This is a genomic window from Roseovarius sp. CAU 1744 (genome assembly GCF_039839345.1).
Lineage (GTDB): Bacteria > Pseudomonadota > Alphaproteobacteria > Rhodobacterales > Rhodobacteraceae > Roseovarius.
The window spans coordinates 123640-140402 of record NZ_JBDOQV010000001.1 but is presented as its reverse complement, the minus strand read 5'-3'; the positions used below and the strand labels follow the sequence as shown (position 1 = coordinate 140402).

The 16763-nt window shown below is 60.8% G+C and carries 16 protein-coding genes; 6 read left to right on the top strand and 10 right to left on the bottom strand.

The window, feature by feature from the left end; genetic code table 11:
- The 9 genes from AAFO92_RS00700 to dctP all read right to left on the bottom strand — a co-directional run bounded on the left by AAFO92_RS00700 (position 1) and on the right by dctP (position 9900).
- The gene (locus tag AAFO92_RS00700) at positions 1 to 1347 is read right to left on the bottom strand and encodes a Gfo/Idh/MocA family oxidoreductase (protein ID WP_347532510.1); all 1347 of its coding nucleotides are present in this window, start codon (positions 1345 to 1347) and stop codon (positions 1 to 3) included.
- Positions 1348 to 1365: 18 nt separating this feature from the next.
- Positions 1366 to 3078: a dihydroxy-acid dehydratase gene (locus AAFO92_RS00695; protein WP_347532509.1), complete on the bottom strand. Its 1713-nt coding sequence runs from the start codon at positions 3076 to 3078 to the stop codon at positions 1366 to 1368.
- A complete protein-coding gene (locus AAFO92_RS00690; protein WP_347532508.1) occupies positions 3075 to 3971 on the bottom strand; it encodes an NAD(P)-dependent oxidoreductase in 897 nt (298 codons plus the stop codon). The genes AAFO92_RS00695 and AAFO92_RS00690 overlap by 4 nt, the downstream gene beginning before the upstream one ends.
- Positions 3968 to 5488, bottom strand: coding sequence for a tripartite tricarboxylate transporter permease (locus AAFO92_RS00685; protein ID WP_347532507.1), 1521 nt, complete (start codon positions 5486 to 5488; stop codon positions 3968 to 3970). The genes AAFO92_RS00690 and AAFO92_RS00685 overlap by 4 nt, the downstream gene beginning before the upstream one ends.
- Before the next feature lie 4 nt (positions 5489 to 5492).
- Positions 5493 to 5924 carry a tripartite tricarboxylate transporter TctB family protein gene (locus tag AAFO92_RS00680; protein ID WP_347532506.1) on the bottom strand — a complete coding sequence of 144 codons (432 nt, stop codon included), beginning with the start codon at positions 5922 to 5924 and terminating at the stop codon, positions 5493 to 5495.
- Positions 5921 to 6883 carry a tripartite tricarboxylate transporter substrate-binding protein gene (locus tag AAFO92_RS00675; protein ID WP_347532505.1) on the bottom strand — a complete coding sequence of 321 codons (963 nt, stop codon included), beginning with the start codon at positions 6881 to 6883 and terminating at the stop codon, positions 5921 to 5923. The genes AAFO92_RS00680 and AAFO92_RS00675 overlap by 4 nt, the downstream gene beginning before the upstream one ends.
- Before the next feature lie 170 nt (positions 6884 to 7053).
- Positions 7054 to 8328, bottom strand: coding sequence for a TRAP transporter large permease (locus tag AAFO92_RS00670; protein WP_347532504.1), 1275 nt, complete (start codon positions 8326 to 8328; stop codon positions 7054 to 7056).
- 1 nt (position 8329) lies between these two features.
- Complete coding sequence (locus AAFO92_RS00665; RefSeq protein WP_347532503.1) at positions 8330 to 8827, bottom strand: TRAP transporter small permease; 498 nt, start codon at positions 8825 to 8827, stop codon at positions 8330 to 8332.
- A 62-nt stretch (positions 8828 to 8889) separates the two neighbouring features.
- Positions 8890 to 9900, bottom strand: a complete 1011-nt coding sequence (gene dctP / locus AAFO92_RS00660; protein WP_347532502.1) for a TRAP transporter substrate-binding protein DctP — start codon at positions 9898 to 9900, stop codon at positions 8890 to 8892.
- Positions 9901 to 10048: 148 nt separating this feature from the next.
- On the opposite strand from dctP, the gene AAFO92_RS00655 reads away from it, so the two are divergent.
- From AAFO92_RS00655 to AAFO92_RS00630, 6 genes are all read left to right on the top strand, one after another.
- Positions 10049 to 10924, top strand: a complete 876-nt coding sequence (locus AAFO92_RS00655) for a hypothetical protein (protein ID WP_347532501.1) — start codon at positions 10049 to 10051, stop codon at positions 10922 to 10924.
- 199 nt (positions 10925 to 11123) lie between these two features.
- Entirely contained in the window at positions 11124 to 11906 is a 783-nt protein-coding gene (locus AAFO92_RS00650; RefSeq protein ID WP_347532500.1) for an ABC transporter ATP-binding protein, read from the top strand.
- Positions 11903 to 12640 (top strand): ABC transporter ATP-binding protein, encoded by a 738-nt coding sequence (locus AAFO92_RS00645; protein WP_347532499.1) that lies wholly within the window; start codon positions 11903 to 11905, stop codon positions 12638 to 12640. Before AAFO92_RS00650 ends, AAFO92_RS00645 begins: the two co-directional genes overlap by 4 nt.
- Positions 12637 to 13518, top strand: coding sequence for a branched-chain amino acid ABC transporter permease (locus AAFO92_RS00640; protein WP_347532498.1), 882 nt, complete (start codon positions 12637 to 12639; stop codon positions 13516 to 13518). Before AAFO92_RS00645 ends, AAFO92_RS00640 begins: the two co-directional genes overlap by 4 nt.
- A 1-nt stretch (position 13519) precedes the next feature.
- The gene (locus tag AAFO92_RS00635) at positions 13520 to 14539 is read left to right on the top strand and encodes a branched-chain amino acid ABC transporter permease (RefSeq protein WP_347532497.1); all 1020 of its coding nucleotides are present in this window, start codon (positions 13520 to 13522) and stop codon (positions 14537 to 14539) included.
- Between the two features lie 23 nt (positions 14540 to 14562).
- On the top strand, positions 14563 to 15756 hold the full coding sequence (locus AAFO92_RS00630; RefSeq protein ID WP_347532496.1) for an ABC transporter substrate-binding protein: 1194 nt from the start codon (positions 14563 to 14565) through the stop codon (positions 15754 to 15756).
- A gap of 252 nt (positions 15757 to 16008) precedes the next feature.
- Here AAFO92_RS00630 and AAFO92_RS00625 read toward each other — a convergent pair whose 3' ends face one another.
- The gene (locus tag AAFO92_RS00625) at positions 16009 to 16755 is read right to left on the bottom strand and encodes an FCD domain-containing protein (RefSeq protein WP_347532495.1); all 747 of its coding nucleotides are present in this window, start codon (positions 16753 to 16755) and stop codon (positions 16009 to 16011) included.
- Positions 16756 to 16763: the final 8 nt, after the last annotated feature.

Below are 16763 nucleotides of genomic sequence, written 5' to 3'. Positions count from 1 at the left end.
TCACGCCATCTCTTTCACGACGCCCTCAACTTCGCGCCTGAGCTTGTAGGCTGCGGTCGTCCTGTCTATTTCCACATCGTTCCAGGTAACCGCCTGCCCTTCCCGCACAGGTTTCACGAGTTTGACATCGTGCGCCAGCCCCAGGGGCACATATCCGCGCTCCAGTGACTGGCGCGCAGGTCTCAGCCCGCCCGACACGGTGAACCCCCCCTCGCCATCAAGAATTTCGCCTTGGGCCAGGTTTCTTTTTGCCACGGCGGCAACATCGGCCCGGAAATCCGTGGCGACGCCGGTCGGTTCCCCGCGAAGGCCGATGGAGGCAACCGAAACACCAAGTTCGAGCCCGATCAGATGCCAGCGCTTGTAATTGCACATGTAGCGGCCCGACGGGTCGGTCACGACCTTGTATTCTTCGAAGCAATTCCTGAGGTACTCGGTGTCACCCTCGAAACAGACCCAGACGCCCTTGCGAATGTCATGCGGTATCTGCTGGCCGTCAACGGTGAGGCACGACACGACGTCGACCATTCCCTTTCGCGCCAGAACGCCGCCCTCAGAGACCGGGCGCATGAGTGTCGGCACGTCATCGATTTCGCCCGGGGGGAAGACCAGCCCGTTCTCGGGCGCATCAAGCCCACAGCAATTCGCGATTGCAGCGCTTTCGATTGCCGGCTTGGAACCGTCGAGGAACGCGTTGAACATCTTCGGGTTGAGCCGGCCACGTTCCGCCTGTTCGCGTGTCAGCCCCCAGTGATCCCATACCGTTTCCGGTGTCGACTGGCGATAATGCGGCAACCATTTGTGGCCCCTGCCCGCTGCAACCACGGGGAAACCGCAGGTGCGGGCCCAGTCTACCAGATCACAGGCGAGCGCCGGTTGATCGCCGTAAGCCATGGAGTAGATCACGCCGGCCTTCTCGGCGCGGCGGCCAAATGCGGGGCCGACGAACGCATCCGCCTCAACGGTGACATTGATGACGTGCTTGCCGGCCTCGAATGACGCGAGAATATGTTCGACCGCAGCCATCGGGTTGCCGGTGCATTCGATCACGATATCGACCGCGGGATGCGTCACAAGCGCCCGCCAGTCATCCCCGACAAAGGTCGCCCCGGTTTTCGCCGCGTCGTCCAGGGACGAGGCCGCGTAGCGGGACCGGTCCCATCCCGCAAGCTGCATGTTCGACTTGGCGGCATCGACTCTCAAGTCGACGACCCCCACGAGATGGATGCCCGGAATACGAAGGGCTTGCGCCAGGAACATCGTCCCGAACTTGCCAGCCCCGATCATCCCGATGCGCACCGGCTTGCCGCTCGCTTCCGCCGCCTGGAGTTTTTTGAAGAGGTTCATTTTTTAGCCTTTGGATACTTACTTGGGTTTCGAAGCCTGCAGATCCTCGTGAAGGAGGAAATCGAAGTCACAGCCTTCAGGAGCCTGAAGAACCCGCTCCGCGTAGAGCGCGCGGTACCCCCGCTTTGGCGTCTCGGGCGGCTTGTGATCTTTGATGCGGCGCGCGATTTCCGCGTCGTCGACCAGCAGTTCGATTCTCTTTTCCTTCACCGACAGCCGCACACGGTCCCCGTTTTGCACTGCAGCCAGAGGCCCCCCAACCGCCGCCTCGGGAGAGATATGCAGCACGATGGTGCCGAACGCGGTTCCGGACATGCGCGCGTCGGAAATGCGAACGATATCCTTTACACCCTGCCGCGCCAGTTTCTTGGGGATGGGCAGATAGCCTGCTTCCGGCATCCCGGCCGCGATCGGCCCGGCCTTTCGCAGAACCATGACGTCATCGGCCCTGATGTCGAGGTCCGGGTCATCGACCCGGCTGGCGAGGTCCTCGAGATCCTCGAACACCACTGCGCGACCTTCGATTTCGAACAGTTCCGGGGTCGCCGCGGCCCGCTTGAAAATAGCACCATCGGGCGCAATGTTGCCGGTTAGGGCAATGAGGCCACCTTGGGGCGAAACCGGGTCGGCGGCGTCGCGGATGACGCGGCGATCCACCCAGTCGAGCGGTTCTGCCAGACGCTCTTCGAGCGTGACACCACACACGTCGATCGTGTCGAGGTGCAGAAGAGGTTTGATTTCCCGAAGCACCGCACCGACACCGCCGGCGGCGTGGAAATCTTCCATGTACCCCTGGCCGACGGGTTTGAGATCAACCAGAACCGGCGTTTCGTCCGAAATCCTGTTCAGCAGCGCGTCCGAGATACGGATGCCACGCCGTCCCGCAATTGCTGCCAGATGGACCACGGCATTGGTCGATCCCGACACGGCCATCAGAACGCGCAGGGCGTTTTCGACGGATTTCCGGGTAATGACCTGGCTTGGCAGGATCGGTTTCGCGATCAGACCTACGGCAGCCGTGCCCGTGGCTTCGGCGGCGACAAGACGGTCGGCATTCACCGCCGGGATGGCGGCGGACCCCGGCAAGGACATGCCCAGCACCTCTGCTATGATGGCCATGGTGGACGCGGTACCCATCACAGCGCATGTTCCGGCGGTTGCAGCAAGTCGCCCTTCGATCTGGTTGATCTCCTCCGACTCCACTTCGCCCGCGCGGAACTTGCCCCAGAAGCGGCGGCAGTCGGTGCACGCGCCAAGCCGTTCACCCTTGTGACGGCCGGTCGACATCGGCCCGGTCACAAGCTGGATCGCGGGAACGTCAGCGGAGGCCGCCCCCATAAGCTGGGCGGGCACGGTCTTGTCACAGCCCCCGATCAGGACGACCGCATCCATCGGCTGTGCCCGCACCATTTCCTCGGTGTCCATGGACATCAGGTTGCGATAGACCATCGACGTCGGGTTCAGGAACACCTCGCCCGTTGAAATGGTTGGGAACGCCCTCGGGAGGGCACCGGCGGCAAGAACGCCGCGGCTGACGGCTTCGACCAGTTCCGGCATGGTCCGGTGGCAATTGTTGAATCCCGATGGCGTCATGGCGATCCCGACGATCGGCTTTTCCAGCATTTCGCGCGACAACCCCATGGACCGCGCAAACGACCGGCGCAGATAGATGGCAAAATCCTTATCGCCGTAGTTGGTCAGGCCCTTGCCCAGTCCCGTTCCATCGCTCATGTCTTTTCTCCTTCGGCGGATTTCCGGAATGTAACGCTCAGCAGGGTCTCGAAGACCTTGACCATGGCGCCCTTGTCCTGATCGCCCAGGCCTTCGAGCAGCGCACGCTGATAGGTTGCGGTTGCCGCCCCCAGGACCGGCATCGGGATGGAATGCCGCGCGCCCAGTTCTGCACCCGAGATCAGGTCCTTGTAGGCCTGCCCCATCGGGTAGCCCTGGTCGAAGATGCCTTCGAGTATGTTGGGCAGGAAGAACTCGGACGCGTAGCTGCGCCCGGTTCCGGAATTGATGACATCAGTCACCTGCTCTGGGTTCAGGCCAAGCTTGACAGACACTGGCAGGATTTCGGCCAAAGCAGCCATGTTGATATCGAACAGGAGTTGATTGATGAGCTTGGTCAACTGCCCGGCGCCGCGCGGCCCCATGTAGAGGATCTTGTTCGCCATTGTCCGCATGGCGGGTTCAAGCGTGCGGGCAAGCGCCGCGTCTCCGCCAACCATCATGGTCAAGGTACCATCCTCTGCCCGCTTCTGCATGCCAGAAACCGGCGCGTCGAGAAACCGAAGACCCATGTCATCCAGGCGGCTGCCGATATCGACGGTGGCATTGTATTCGACGGTCGAGGTGTCGATGATGACGGTGCCTGGCTTGAGAACGCTCGCCAACCCGTTCTCATCACCGAACAGGACGTTCTCCAGCACCTTGCTTGAGGGCAGGCTGAGGAAGATATGGGTGCATTCCGGCAAGTCGCTCAGGCTGCCGACTTGCCTTGGATTTGCGTCGTCCGGCAGCACGCCGGGCCGCCGGTCATAGGCGATCACGTCAAACGACTTGCCGAGATTGATGGCCATCGGCTTGCCCATTTGGCCCAGGCCCACGAACCCGTATTTCATTGTTCAATTCCTTCCGGTTGATACGAACTGCGCCGGTTCCTCCTGATGCTCATCCAGATCGAGAAGGCGAGGAAGAGCGCGGTGAGACAGTAGAGCCCGATCGAAATGGGAGAGTGCAAGAGTACGCTCCAGTCACCTGCCGAAATCGACAATGCGCGGCGCAGGTTGTTTTCCATGTCCGTGCCAAGAAGCAAACCCAGCACCAGCGGAACCAGCGAGATATCGAGCTTGCGCATCAGATACCCGAGCAGGCCGAAACCGAGCAGCGCGTAGAGATCGAAAACGGATCGGCTGAGCGAGTAGATTCCGACGATACTGATCGCGACGACGACGGGCATCAGCGCCCAGCCCGGGGTGCGCAAAATGGTCGTGAATATCCCGATCATCGGCACATTCAGGATCAACAGTGCGACATTTGCAAGGTAGAGTGCCGCGACCAACCCCCAGACCAGGTCGGGGCTTCTTTCGAACAGCAGCGGCCCCGGCTGCACGTTGAGCGACACAAGCATGGCCAGCATCACCGCGGTCGTCCCCGATCCCGGCACCCCAAGAGCCAGCATCGGGATCAGCGCGCCGCCCGATGCCGCGTTGTTTCCAGCCTCCGGCGCCGCGACACCCCGCGGATCACCCTTGCCAAAGGTGCCCGTGCGGTCAGAATACTGCTTCTCCATCGAATAGCTCATCACCGCGCCCAGTGACGCGCCGGCGCCGGGCAAAATACCCGCGACAAACCCTATGCCGGATCCGCGCAGGGACGCCGCGAATGTTCCCCGCATCGCAGACCAGTCCGGCAACAGCTTGGTGACGCGCAGACCGGAAGTGTTTGCAGGCAGCTGATGTTCGAGAAGAACGAGAACTTCGGAGATTGCGAACAGTCCGACCATCGCGACGATCAGGTCGAAACCGTCGAAAAGTTCATATGAACCGAGGGTGAAGCGGGCAACGCCCGTGGACGGATCCAGGCCGATTGTAGCGATCATCAATCCGACGACGGCGCTCAGGAGTGCCTTGCGAAGGTCCACGCCCATCAGGCCACCAATCGTGGCGAACGCCATGATGTAGAGCGCGAAATAGTCAGCGGGGCCAAAGTAGATCGCGGCCTGCGCCAGAAGCGGCGCAAAGAGCGTCAGCCCGGTCGTCGCGATGGTTGCGCCGATGAACGAGGCGACAGCAGAGATTGCAAGCGCCTCGGATGCCTTGCCGGCCCGGGCCATCGGGTAGCCGTCCAGCGTCGTCATCATCGCGGGTTCATCACCCGGAATATTGAGCAGGATGGCCGAAATCCGGCCACCATACATGCAGCCGTAATAAACAGACGACAAGAGGATGAGCGAAGACGTCGCGTCGAGCCCGAATGCAAAAGTCAAGGGAATGAGAATGACCACGCCGTTGACTGGCCCGAGGCCCGGGAGCGCCCCGATGAGGGTGCCGGCAAAACAGCCGAGAAGCAGCAGCGCGATGTTGAGGGGGATCAGGGCCACGCCCAGACCGCTCGCGAGATGAGAAAGAATGTCCATGATTCTACCCGATCCAATCGCCGACCATCGGCAATGGCAGGTCCAGCACTTTGTCGAACAGCAGCCAGAGCGCCGGGGATGCGACCACACCAGTTGCACATGCCGCAAACGGCCGGGCCTGCATAAGCAGCGCCAACAGAATGACCATCCCGGCCGTCGAGATCAGAAAGCCCAGCCGCTCCAGCAAGAAGACGAAGGCAAAGAGGCAGATGACGGCGCCCGACTGAACCCACATGCGGTCTTTGGCGGCGAAGGCCTCGGACGTACCCGGATAGACAACCAGAGATGCCGAACCAAGCAGAGCGGGTATCGCCAGCATAAGCGGGAAGGCCCGCGGCCCCAGGGGATCGCCAAAAGAGGCCTCGTAGGCAAGGGCCGATTTGAGGTATAGGGCCGCAATCACAAAGACCGCGACCCCGAAGATACGGCCGATCATTTTATGATGCCGATTGCGCGGGATATCTCCGCGATCTCCGCTTCCTGGTCGGCCAGATAGGCCTGGAAATCCGCGCCAGCGATCCAGTTCGGGATCAGACCGGCATTGGTCGCTGCCTGTTTCCATTGGTCGGAGTTGTATACGGTTTCAAGTCGTGCCACCCAGGCATCGTGGTCGGCGTCGGACACATTCTTACCGGTATAGAATCCGCGCCAGTTGTAGCCTGTGACATCGACGCCCTGCGATACGGCTGTCGGAATGTCAGGAAAGGCCGGAACCGGTTCATCCGACAGCACGGCAAGCAACCGGATGTCTCCGGATTCCGCAAAACCGGATGCCTCACCGAGGTCGGTCGAAACAACGGTGATCTGCCCGCCCATCATCTGGGTGATCGCTTCGGTTCCGCCATCGAACTGAACCCAGCGCAGACCGGTGATGTTTTCGACCCCGCTTTCCTTTGCAACCAGGAGATAGCGGATGTGGTCCCAGCTGCCTGCACCATCGCCGGCGCCGATGACCTGATCCGGTGTCTGTTGCATCGCAGCGGTCAGATCGCCAAGCGTCCGGTAGGGGCTGTCGGCGTCGACTGCAATGACGCCGACATCTGCGCCGAGCATGGCAAGAAAGCGCGCGTCTTCAAGCCCGCCGGGGTATTTACTTTGCGCGATTTGGGTCACGGCGACCGTGGACGTGGCGATGATGAGGTCGGCGTCATCCGAGCGGTCCGCGGCAACATGCGCAAACCCGACAGCACCGACGCCGCCGGGCATGTTGGTGACTTGTACGTTGCCGTCAACTTCTCCGAGCTCGGTAAGGATCTTGCCGACCGAACGGCAGGTGAAATCCCAACCGCCGCCCGGATTTGATGGCGCGATACATTCCGTGGCGTATGCCGGTGCGGCCAGCGCAGATCCGATCAGGACCGCCGCCGCGGTATAAACGGTGTTAAGTTTGGTCATGTTTCTCCTCCGATGTTGCCCTTGAGGGCCGTAATTGGCCCAAGGGAACGGGACAGAAGAAACACAGAGCCGGCGTGAATGCGCAGCGTTGATTCAAGATGCCAGCCATCTCCGCCCGCGATGGCAGGCGCATTCCTCATTCAGGTTTTGACGAACCAGCGTTCCGTTGTTCACAACAGGGTCAACGGATAAAGGACGATCTGGTCGAACAAAGTGATCAGCAAGACCGAAAAGAGCATTATCAACAGAAAGGGCAGCACGCCCATGGCGACGTCACGCATGGATGCCTTTCCGACGGATTGAATCACAAACAGGTTGAGTCCCACCGGCGGTGTGATGAGCGCACATTCGATCATGATGACGAAGAAGATGCCAAACCAGATGACGTCGATACCCAGAACCGCAAGAGACCCGGCAAGAACCGGCACCATGATCAACATCATAGAAAGCGCCTCGAGGAACAATCCGATCACCAGCAAGACCAGGGCAACGATCAGAATGAAGGCAAGTGGTTCGTGCACATTTGCAGAGATCAGTTCGCTGATGTTCTGTGGCACCCGCCACAGCGCGATCGCTTTGCCGAAAACCTTGGCCCCCGCCACGATCAGCAAGATGGAAACCGAACTGACCATCGCCCGGTAGACGGCCGCCCTGAACCCGCTCCACGATATGCTGCGCAGGACGACAGTGGTGACGAATATCGCGCCGGCAAAGCCAATTGCCGCCGCTTCGGTGGGGGTGAACCAGCCGCAATAGATCCCGGCCAGCACAAACAGGGCAAGGGCGGCGGTCGGGCCGGCACGCAGGGCCGTCGATTGTCGCACCTGCCAACTGGCGGGCGCGGAAGGCGCATATTCCCTGGATCGCAGGGCGTAGATCACGGAGTACAGGATGAAGAGCCCCACAAGCAACAATCCCGGCCCCAACCCGGCCGTGAACAGTTTGAGAACCGAACTCTCGGTGATGACTCCGTAGATGATCAGAACGATCGACGGCGGTATGAGTATTCCCAGGGTGCCACCCGCGGCCAACAGCCCCAGAACGAACCTTCGTGGATAACCCCGTGCGGTCATCTCCGGGATGGCAACGGTGCCGACAGTCGCGGCGGTGGCCACCGACGATCCCGAGATCGCGGCGAAGATTGCGCAGCTGATTACCGTCGCAACGGCAAGCCCGCCGGGCCAGTGCCCCACCCACGCCTGCACGGCTGCAAACAGATCCTGGCCAACGCGTCCCTCCAGCAGGATGTTCGACATCAGCAGGAACAAAGGTACCGCCAGAAGAACGAAGGAATCCATTGAGGAAAAGAGCCCGAGAGGGGCGAGGGTTATCGAGAAACCTCCTAGGACAAGCAGCACCAGGCCAAATCCCAGGAGGGCAAAGGCAACTGGAATTCCGCACATCAGCAAGACCAACAGGCCTGCAACGATCGAGAAAGTGGCCATATCAGTGTTCCTGAGGTTCCGAGTGTTGCGGCAAGCCGCCGCCACCAAGGCATTTCACGAATTCGGCCACCGTCCGGACGACGACAAGCAACATCGCGACCGGCAACGCCAAGTCAAAGGGCCAGGCGGGCAGGTCCAACATGCTGCCGGTGGTCTTGCCGCTTGACAGCGACGACACCAGAATCGGCGCCGATGCGTATAGCGTCACGCCGGCACAGACCGCCACGAACAGCAGCGAAATCAGGTAGAAAAACCTTTGCGCCGGGCGGCCCAGATTGTCGGTTACGATCGTAACCGAGATGTGGGCACCATCCTGGAACAGGAACGCCGCGCCCCCGAAGACCGACCACACGAACAGAAGCCGCGCCACTTCCTCAACCCAAATTGTCGGCGCGTTGAAGAAGTAGCGGGCCACGACTTCGAATACCAGGATGACCCCCAGTGCAAAGAACGCCCACATCGCGATGCCTGCGACCCAACTGTCCAGCTTGGTGACCATTGCGGCGCCCCTCCATCGAATGTCGGTCCGGGCGATGGCTTGGCCGCCACCCGGGCCAGGTTTCAATCAAGCGCCTGCGCTGCTTTGAGTACCTGTTCGCCCAAACGGCCCACACGTGATGCCCAATCCGAGATGACGGGGCTCGACGCATCGCTCCAGGCCGCAAGATCCTCTTCGGTGGGGCGATAGACGGTCATGCCATGGGTTTCCGCCTCGGCAAGTATTTCGCCGTGTAGCTTGGCAGCTGAAGTGCGCATTTCCTTCTCCGCCACGCGCGCGGCGCTGGAAATCTGCGCGCGCTCCTCATCCGTCAGGCTTTGCCAGAAGTCTTCGTTGATAACGACGACGAATTCGACATTCGCATGGTTCGTCAGGGTAACGTGGTCCATCACCTCCCAAAGCGATCGCGACCGAAGAGACCCGATACCCGTCATGCCCACATCAACTGTGCCGCGCTGATATGCCAGGAACTGCTCGGACCCGGAAATGACCGTCGGCACACCGCCAACCTGCGCGATCCATTTCCCGAGGGTATTGCTGAACACCCGCACCTTGCTGTCTTCGATGTCGCTGGGACGCGCCATCGGCGCACCGTTCGACAACAGCGCCACCGGCCCGTTCGTCTGCCACCAGAGCACGCGTGATCCGGTTTCCAGAATGGCCGCGTCCAGAAGGCGCCGAACTTCTCCTTCCGGGCTGACCGCGGCTGCCTGTTTTTCTTCGGTCGCCAGCAGGAAAGGCATGTAAAAGACATCAACGGCGGGAATCTCGCCCGCGTAGGTGGCCAGCGAGGCCAGACCCATCTCCAACGCGCCTCCTCCGATGGCTTCCGGCACCTCCTTGTCGCGGAAGAGCTGCGCGGAATCGTAGATCTCCACCGTAATGTCGGACGTCTTTTCAAGCTCTTCCTGAAAGACCAGCAGGTTCTGACCGAAGTTGCTTTTCAGCGGTGTCTGCATCGTGATGCGGAGCGTGGTCTCCGCGTTCGCGACACCGGCCCAGCCCAAGAGCATCGCGCCAACGCAAAGAGCCCGAGCCGATTTGGCAATGTCCAACAAGCTTTCCAGATTCATCCAGTTTCTCCTCCCAAGAAAACTATGCCCGGCATTGGTGCGCCGAAACAGTCAAAGATGTCTTATATTGTCCGACACTATGGACAGGCCAAAGAATATGTGTCAAGAGCATTCCCGGGAAAGCAACCAGCGAAGCGGAGGTAAATCCGTGGCGTCATCGAAAACGGCAGTAAAGGTCGGTTACGACTTTCCTTCCAATCATCCCCGGGCAAAATTCTTGCATTCCGCTGTGGCCCTAAGCCGCAAATCAGCCCCGGTCGTGATGAATCCAGACAACCGGATATATCCGGGGGCCGACACGATCGGCGCGGTACGATCCGGAACGCTGGACTTCGGCTGGATCAACTTCTGCCATCTCGAAGGGATCGCGCCGAACCTTGCGGCGTTCCACGCCCCCTTCACCCTTTCGGACGAAACGATGCGCACCACAGAGCAACGCAGCCGGTACCTGTCCGAAGTCAATGCGCTGCTGGAAGATACCGACTTTCGGATCTGCTCCGTGATGCGCGGAGCGGATCAGATCATCTGCACGGATCGCGCGATCGATCCGGCTGGTGCGCGGTTTGCCGGATTGGCTCTCAGGGTGCCGGGGCCGGGCGTGTACCAGCGCGTCATCTCAGCACTTGGGGCAAAACCCATCCTGGCGCCCATTTCTACCGCTTTGACACTTGTCGAATCTGGTGAAATCGGCGGGGCATTCACGTCACCGGGTGCGTGGCAAACATTGTTCAAGGATCAATTCCCACACGTCTATCACATGAAGGGTTTGATGATGATCACCTATGTCCTGCTGTCGCGGCGTTCGGACGCCGACACCGAATGGGCACGGTTGGTCAGGTCCGCGAAGATGCAGTGCGTGACGGAAAAATGGGAGGAGATGCGCCTCCAGGACGATGAAATCCTGAGCACCATCGCCACGACCACAACAGACAGCTACGAAGTTCTTGAGCCCACCGATCGCGAATTCCGCCACCTGAGTTTGATGCCGGACCGTGAGAGGTCAGTGACGCCTTTCACGCCTTGAAAATGTTCACCTTTGGTACGAGCGGCAGTATTTCTTCAGTGACGGACAGACACCGGTATTTTCCCCCTCCACATGATCTAAGTCGACATTTAACGACGGACACCAAAATCAGATTTGTTGACATTTGTTCACATCATCAATAGTGTCCGACATAATTAAGGGTCGGGCAGGAATCCTGTACCGATAGGGAGGACAATCTGTGAGCAAGCAACGCATTCCGCTGCTAGAGGTGCGCGACCTCTGCATTTCGTTCGGCGGCGTAATCGCGCTCAATGAAATCTCATTGGAAATTCATGAGCGGGAAATTGTCGGCCTGATCGGCCCCAATGGCGCGGGCAAAACGACGCTGTTCAACTGCCTCAGCCGCCTCTATCGGCAAAGTTCCGGCGATATTCTGGTGAAGGGCACAAGCGTGACGCCGCTCGGTGCCGAAGACATGGCAAGCCGGGGCATCGGCCGCACCTTTCAGAACATTGCGCTGTTCGAATCGATGACCGTCTTCGACAATGTTCTCACCGGCGCGCAGTTCGCGATGAACGGCGCCCTGTCGGCGGATATCCTTGGCGGCCCCAGGGTGCGGCGTGAACGAGCCGTGACCCGCGACAGGATCATGCACCTGCTTTCACTGCTCGAACTGGCCGACATCGCAGACCACACGATCGCCGATCAGAATTTCGCCGTGCGCAAGCGCATCGAGTTTGCCCGCGCTTTGGCGGCTGACCCAAGCCTGCTGATGCTTGATGAACCGGCAGGCGGGCTGAACCGCGAGGAGGTGGCGCATCTGGAAGATCTGATCCGGCAGGTGCGCGACACGTTCAACGTCGCCGTGCTGCTGGTCGAGCATCACCTGAACCTGGTGATGAAGGTCTCGGACCGTGTCGTCGCGATGGATTTCGGCCAGAAGATCGCCGACGGGCTGCCGCATGAGGTGCGGGCGCACCCCCAGGTGCTTCGCGCCTATCTCGGGGAGGAGGCGGCATGACCCATGCACTTGAGCTGCAGAATGTCACCGCCTCCTACGGCCACGGCGCCATCCTGCACGGCATCGACCTGACGGTTCCGGCGGGGGGCGTCACGGCCCTTCTGGGTGCCAATGGCGCGGGCAAGACCACCACGCTGCGCGCCATTTGCGGCATGATCGAGACCCGCGGCGACGTGCGCCTTTTCGGGGAAAGCATCACCGGCAAGACCCCCGAGGCAATCGCCCGCATGGGTGTCGCGCATGTCCCGGACGGGCGCGGGACATTCACCGGCCTCACGGTAATCGACAACCTGCGTCTGGGTGCCTTTACCGCGAAAAAGCGGCGCAATTTCCAGCGCACGCTCGACCAGGTGTTTGGCTACTTCCCCAGATTGAAGGAACGGACCGGGCAACATGCCGGTACGCTTTCGGGCGGGGAACAGCAAATGCTGGCAATCGGCCGGGCGCTGATGTCCGAACCGCGGCTGATCCTGCTTGATGAGCCTTCGATCGGGCTGGCGCCGGTGATCGTGAAACAGCTTTTCGAAATCCTTGGTCAGATCGCCAGGGACGCGGGCGTCTCGATGTTGCTGGTCGAGCAGAATTCCAACCTTGCGCTGAAGCTGGCCTCGAACGCGGCGCTGCTTGAAGTGGGCAACCTCGTGGCCCGCGGCAGCGCTGAGGAACTGTCCCGAAACCAGGAGATCGCGCGGGCGTATCTGGGCGATGTAACCGCAGAGGGGACAGCGGCATGACCTTCTTTCTTGAACAATTGATCATCGGCCTGTCATCGGGCGGCATCTATGCGATCATGGCGATGGCGCTGGTGATGATCTACAAATCCACCGGTCACGTGAACCTCGCTCAGGGCGAAATGGCGGTGTTCTCGACCTTCATTGCCTGGACGCTGGTGCAGATGGGCGTGCCGATCTGGCCCGCGATCCTGCTGACAGTGGCGGTCTCTTTTGCCGGTGGCATCGTGATCGAACGCATCGTGGTGCGCCCCTTTGCCGACGCAGACGACCTGGTGATCGTGGCAGTCTTCGTGGGGCTGTTTCTCGGCGTTCACAGCCTTGCGGGCGCAATCTGGAATTACGAGGTCAAACCCTTTCCCAGCGCCTTTTCCGATGGCTCGATCAGCCTGATGGCCGATCTCTCGATCCGGGCACACACGCTGGGTTCGCTCATCGCCACCGGCGCGGTGCTGACGGCTGTCTGGTTTTTCTTTCGCTACACCCGGCTCGGCCTTGCGCTCAGGGCGACGGCGGACAATCGCGAAAGCAGCCGCCTGACGGGTATCAACGTGTCGTTCATGCTGGCGCTTGGCTGGGGGCTGGCCGCCGGCATCGGGGCGGTGGCCGGCGTGTTGATCGCGCCGGTGACCTTCCTCGATCCCGGCATGGGTCTGGCGCCGCTGATCTTTGCGCTGGCGGGCGCGCTTCTGGGCGGTATCACCAGCCCTTTTGGCGCGGCGCTGGGCGGCGTGATGGTCGGGGTGCTGGAGGCGATGATTTCCGCCTATGTGCCCTACGGCATCGAATTTCGGGAAATGATCGCGCTCCTGCTGATCTTGTCGGTGCTCTTGGTAAAACCTGCCGGGCTTTTCGGCGAACTCGTAACCCGGAGGGTATGAGATGACGCTGCAGAGCACCGATATGACACAAATCACGGCCCCCACGCGCCGCAGGCCGCCCTTCTCTTGGACCCGGCTGAGCTATGTCGCTGCGACGCTGGCATTGATTGCCGGGACCGGCGTGCTGGAGGGCTATGAGCTTTACCTCGCGTCCTCCATCCTGGCCTACGCCATTGCCGCGATGGGCCTCAATGTGCTGATGGGCTATAACGGTCAGATATCGCTCGGTCATGGCGCCTTCTTCGCCATCGGAGCCTATACCGCCGCGATCTGCATCGACCGTTTCACCGTTCCCTTCGCGCTGACCCCGATCATCGCCGGTGTCGCCGGCATGGGCGCGGGCTGGTTGATCGGCAAGCCGGCGCTGCGGCTTGAGGGTGTCTACCTGGCTTTGGCCACTTTCGGGCTGGCAATTGCCACGCCTACTGTGCTGCGCTCGGACCTGTTTTCCGAATGGACCGGCGGCGTTCAGGGGCTTTTCCTGCTGATCAATCCCGCGCCCGATTGGGCCGGCCTGGATCTGGACCAGTCGATCTATGTTGCCGTGGTGGCATATTTCCTGCTCTTTGCCTTTCTCACCCTGCGCCTCGTGCGGGGGCTGAACGGCAAGGCCTGGATTGCCACACGTGACAACCCGATCGCCGCACGTGCCATGGGGTTCGACGTGACCCGTGCCAAGACCCGCGCTTTTGTCTTCTCGGTGCTGGCCTGCTCCGTCGGCGGCGCGCTGCAGGCGGTAGCGGTGCAGTTCGTCGCGCCCGACAGCTTCCCCTTCTTCCTGTCGATCTCGCTCTTTACCGCGGTCGTTGTCGGCGGACTGTGCTCGCCCCTTGTCGGCCCGCTTCTGGGTGCGGTCTTCATCGTCATGGTCCCGAACGTAACCGAGGAGATCTGGCAGGGGGGCAACTGGGCAATCTACGGCGGTGTCATCATCGCGATCGTGGGCATCCAGCCGCGCGGACTGGCCGGGATGCTGGCTTGGATCAGGGACAAAATCACCACTCACGCGACCGAAAGATAACAGCACTCAGGGAGGAACCGACAATGCTGAAAACCACGACTGCCCTTACACTGAGCCTTGCGCTCGCAACCGGGGCGCTGGCGTCGAACTACGATACGGGCGCCACGGACGACGAGATCAAATTCGGCGTCATCGTGCCGCTGAGCGGCCCGGCATCTGCTTATGGTTCGACCGGTCCTTGCATCGCGTCCTATTTCCAGATGGTCAACGACAAGGGCGGCATCAACGGCCGCAAGATCAGCGTGTCGGTGCAGGATGATGGTTACAATCCCGCCAAGACGCTGGAACAGGCGCGCCGTCTGGTGGAACGCGAAGGCGTGCTCTTTATTGCCGGCAATATTGGCACGCCGACCAACTCTGCGATCCAGCGCTACATGAACCAGCGCAAGGTGCCGCACCTTTTCCTGACCACAGGTGCGTCCAAATGGGACGACCCCGAAAGCTTTCCCTGGACCATGCCCTATATCCCCAGCTACGCCGCGGAAGGCCGGATTTACGCCAAGTATATCAAGGAGAACATGCCCGGCGCGAAGATCGGCATCCTTTACCAGAACGACGACTTCGGTCGTGACTACATGGAGCCGTTCATAGAACAACTGGGGGACGACAGTATGGTCGTCTCGGCAGTGAGCTACGACACCACTGCGGCGACGGTCGACAGCCAGATGTCGACACTGAAAGAAAGCGGTGCGGATGTGTTCCTGAATGTGGCATCGCCGAAATTTGCCGCACAGGCGGTTCGGCGCGCCGGTGAGATCGGCTGGAACCCGACGCAATTCCTGGTGTCCATATCGAATGCCAAGGCGGCGGTGCTGGAGCCGGCAGGCCTTGATTACGCCACTGGCATCATTTCGACGCAATATCTGAAGGAGCCATCGAACCCGGCCTATGCCGAAGATGCGGACGTGAAGGCGTGGAAGGAATTCAAAACGGAATATTTCCCCAAGGCCTCCGAGGGCAACTGGTGGGACTGGTCGTGCTATTCCGCCGCCTATACGATCGAGCACGTGCTGACGCAGGCCGGCGATGAGCTGACGCGGGAAAACCTGATGCAGATCGCCTCCAACCTCGAAGCCTTCGAGGCGCCGATGCTTCTGCCCGGGATCACGGTCAATACGGCCGATGATGATTTCGCACCGATCGAGGCAATGTCGCTGATGGAATTCGATGGCAAGAACTGGGTTTTGTTCGGCGACGTGATCACCGTCGACCGCTAAACCCATCACGCAGCGCGCCCATGCATCAGGGCGCGTTGCAGAACCCGGCGCACCCAAAACACACTTGAGTGTAAGCCGTGGTAGAGCATGGCACGGCCTGTTTTGTGCGTGGCGCTTCAAGGGGGCATTGCCCATTGGCACGCCGTTGGACGCAAGCCACGGAACAGGTAGCAGACCGGGCGCCACCAATAGCATTCCGCATCGTCGCACACGATGCTTGACGCTATCCTCTGGCGCGCGGCCAGATCACCCTCAATTGTCCTGCGTGACGGGAAACTCGGCAGGGCCGGTGATGTCGAGGCGCGCCAGTTCATAGCCTTTGCGGAAATCGTTGAGATGTTTGATCATCCATTCCTTGGCTTCGGCGGCATCACCCCACTTGATCGCCTGCAGAATTTTCTCATGAGCGGTCAGCAGGCGTTCGCTGGCATTCAGGCTGTTCATCACCGTCTGGAAGGGCGGGTAGAACAGATCGCTGATCGGCAGGCGTAGCGACTGGATCACCCGGTTGTTTGCGGCCAGCGCGATCAGCTCGTGAAATTCAATGTCGAGCTTCACCAGTTCGTCGGGGTCTTCCATCGCCGCCTTCGTGCGCGAGATGTTTTCTTCGAGCGCGCGAATATTCTCCAGCGTGCGCCTCTGTGCCGCCCCCTCGGCCGCGACCGGATCAAGCGCGCGGATCGCTTCCCAGATTTCTTCGAAGGTCACGCCGTTCATTACCATCGGCGTGACCAACCGGCGTGAAAGCTCCTCGGTATTGGGCCGCGAGACGAAAAGCTTGCGCTTGCCTTCCTCGCGATAAAGCAACCCTTGCTGTTCGAGTGACCGGATCGCTTCGCGGACGGTCGACCGGTGGATGCCATTTTCGCTGGCAAGCGCGGTTTCCGCCGGCATCCGCGCGCCCGGCTGCAACTCTCCCGACAGTATCTTCTGCTGCAAGGCCCGTGCGAGCTGGCGAAATACCGGAAGATCATCAGCGGGGTCGAGGTTTAGTCTCATGGTGGAAC

Excerpts from the sequence above, each read along its gene's own strand:
- AAFO92_RS00700 (WP_347532510.1), bottom strand. The coding sequence starts at position 1,347 with ATGAACCTCTTCAAAAAACTCCAGGCGGCGGAAGCGAGCGGCAAGCCG.
- AAFO92_RS00695 (WP_347532509.1), bottom strand. The coding sequence starts at position 3,078 with ATGAGCGATGGAACGGGACTGGGCAAGGGCCTGACCAACTACGGCGAT.
- AAFO92_RS00690 (WP_347532508.1), bottom strand. The coding sequence starts at position 3,971 with ATGAAATACGGGTTCGTGGGCCTGGGCCAAATGGGCAAGCCGATGGCC.
- AAFO92_RS00685 (WP_347532507.1), bottom strand. The coding sequence starts at position 5,488 with ATGGACATTCTTTCTCATCTCGCGAGCGGTCTGGGCGTGGCCCTGATC.
- AAFO92_RS00680 (WP_347532506.1), bottom strand. The coding sequence starts at position 5,924 with ATGATCGGCCGTATCTTCGGGGTCGCGGTCTTTGTGATTGCGGCCCTA.
- AAFO92_RS00675 (WP_347532505.1), bottom strand. The coding sequence starts at position 6,883 with ATGACCAAACTTAACACCGTTTATACCGCGGCGGCGGTCCTGATCGGA.
- AAFO92_RS00670 (WP_347532504.1), bottom strand. The coding sequence starts at position 8,328 with ATGGCCACTTTCTCGATCGTTGCAGGCCTGTTGGTCTTGCTGATGTGC.
- AAFO92_RS00665 (WP_347532503.1), bottom strand. The coding sequence starts at position 8,827 with ATGGTCACCAAGCTGGACAGTTGGGTCGCAGGCATCGCGATGTGGGCG.
- dctP (WP_347532502.1), bottom strand. The coding sequence starts at position 9,900 with ATGAATCTGGAAAGCTTGTTGGACATTGCCAAATCGGCTCGGGCTCTT.
- AAFO92_RS00645 (WP_347532499.1), top strand. The coding sequence starts at position 11,903 with ATGACCCATGCACTTGAGCTGCAGAATGTCACCGCCTCCTACGGCCAC.
- AAFO92_RS00640 (WP_347532498.1), top strand. The coding sequence starts at position 12,637 with ATGACCTTCTTTCTTGAACAATTGATCATCGGCCTGTCATCGGGCGGC.
- AAFO92_RS00635 (WP_347532497.1), top strand. The coding sequence starts at position 13,520 with ATGACGCTGCAGAGCACCGATATGACACAAATCACGGCCCCCACGCGC.
- AAFO92_RS00630 (WP_347532496.1), top strand. The coding sequence starts at position 14,563 with ATGCTGAAAACCACGACTGCCCTTACACTGAGCCTTGCGCTCGCAACC.
- AAFO92_RS00625 (WP_347532495.1), bottom strand. The coding sequence starts at position 16,755 with ATGAGACTAAACCTCGACCCCGCTGATGATCTTCCGGTATTTCGCCAG.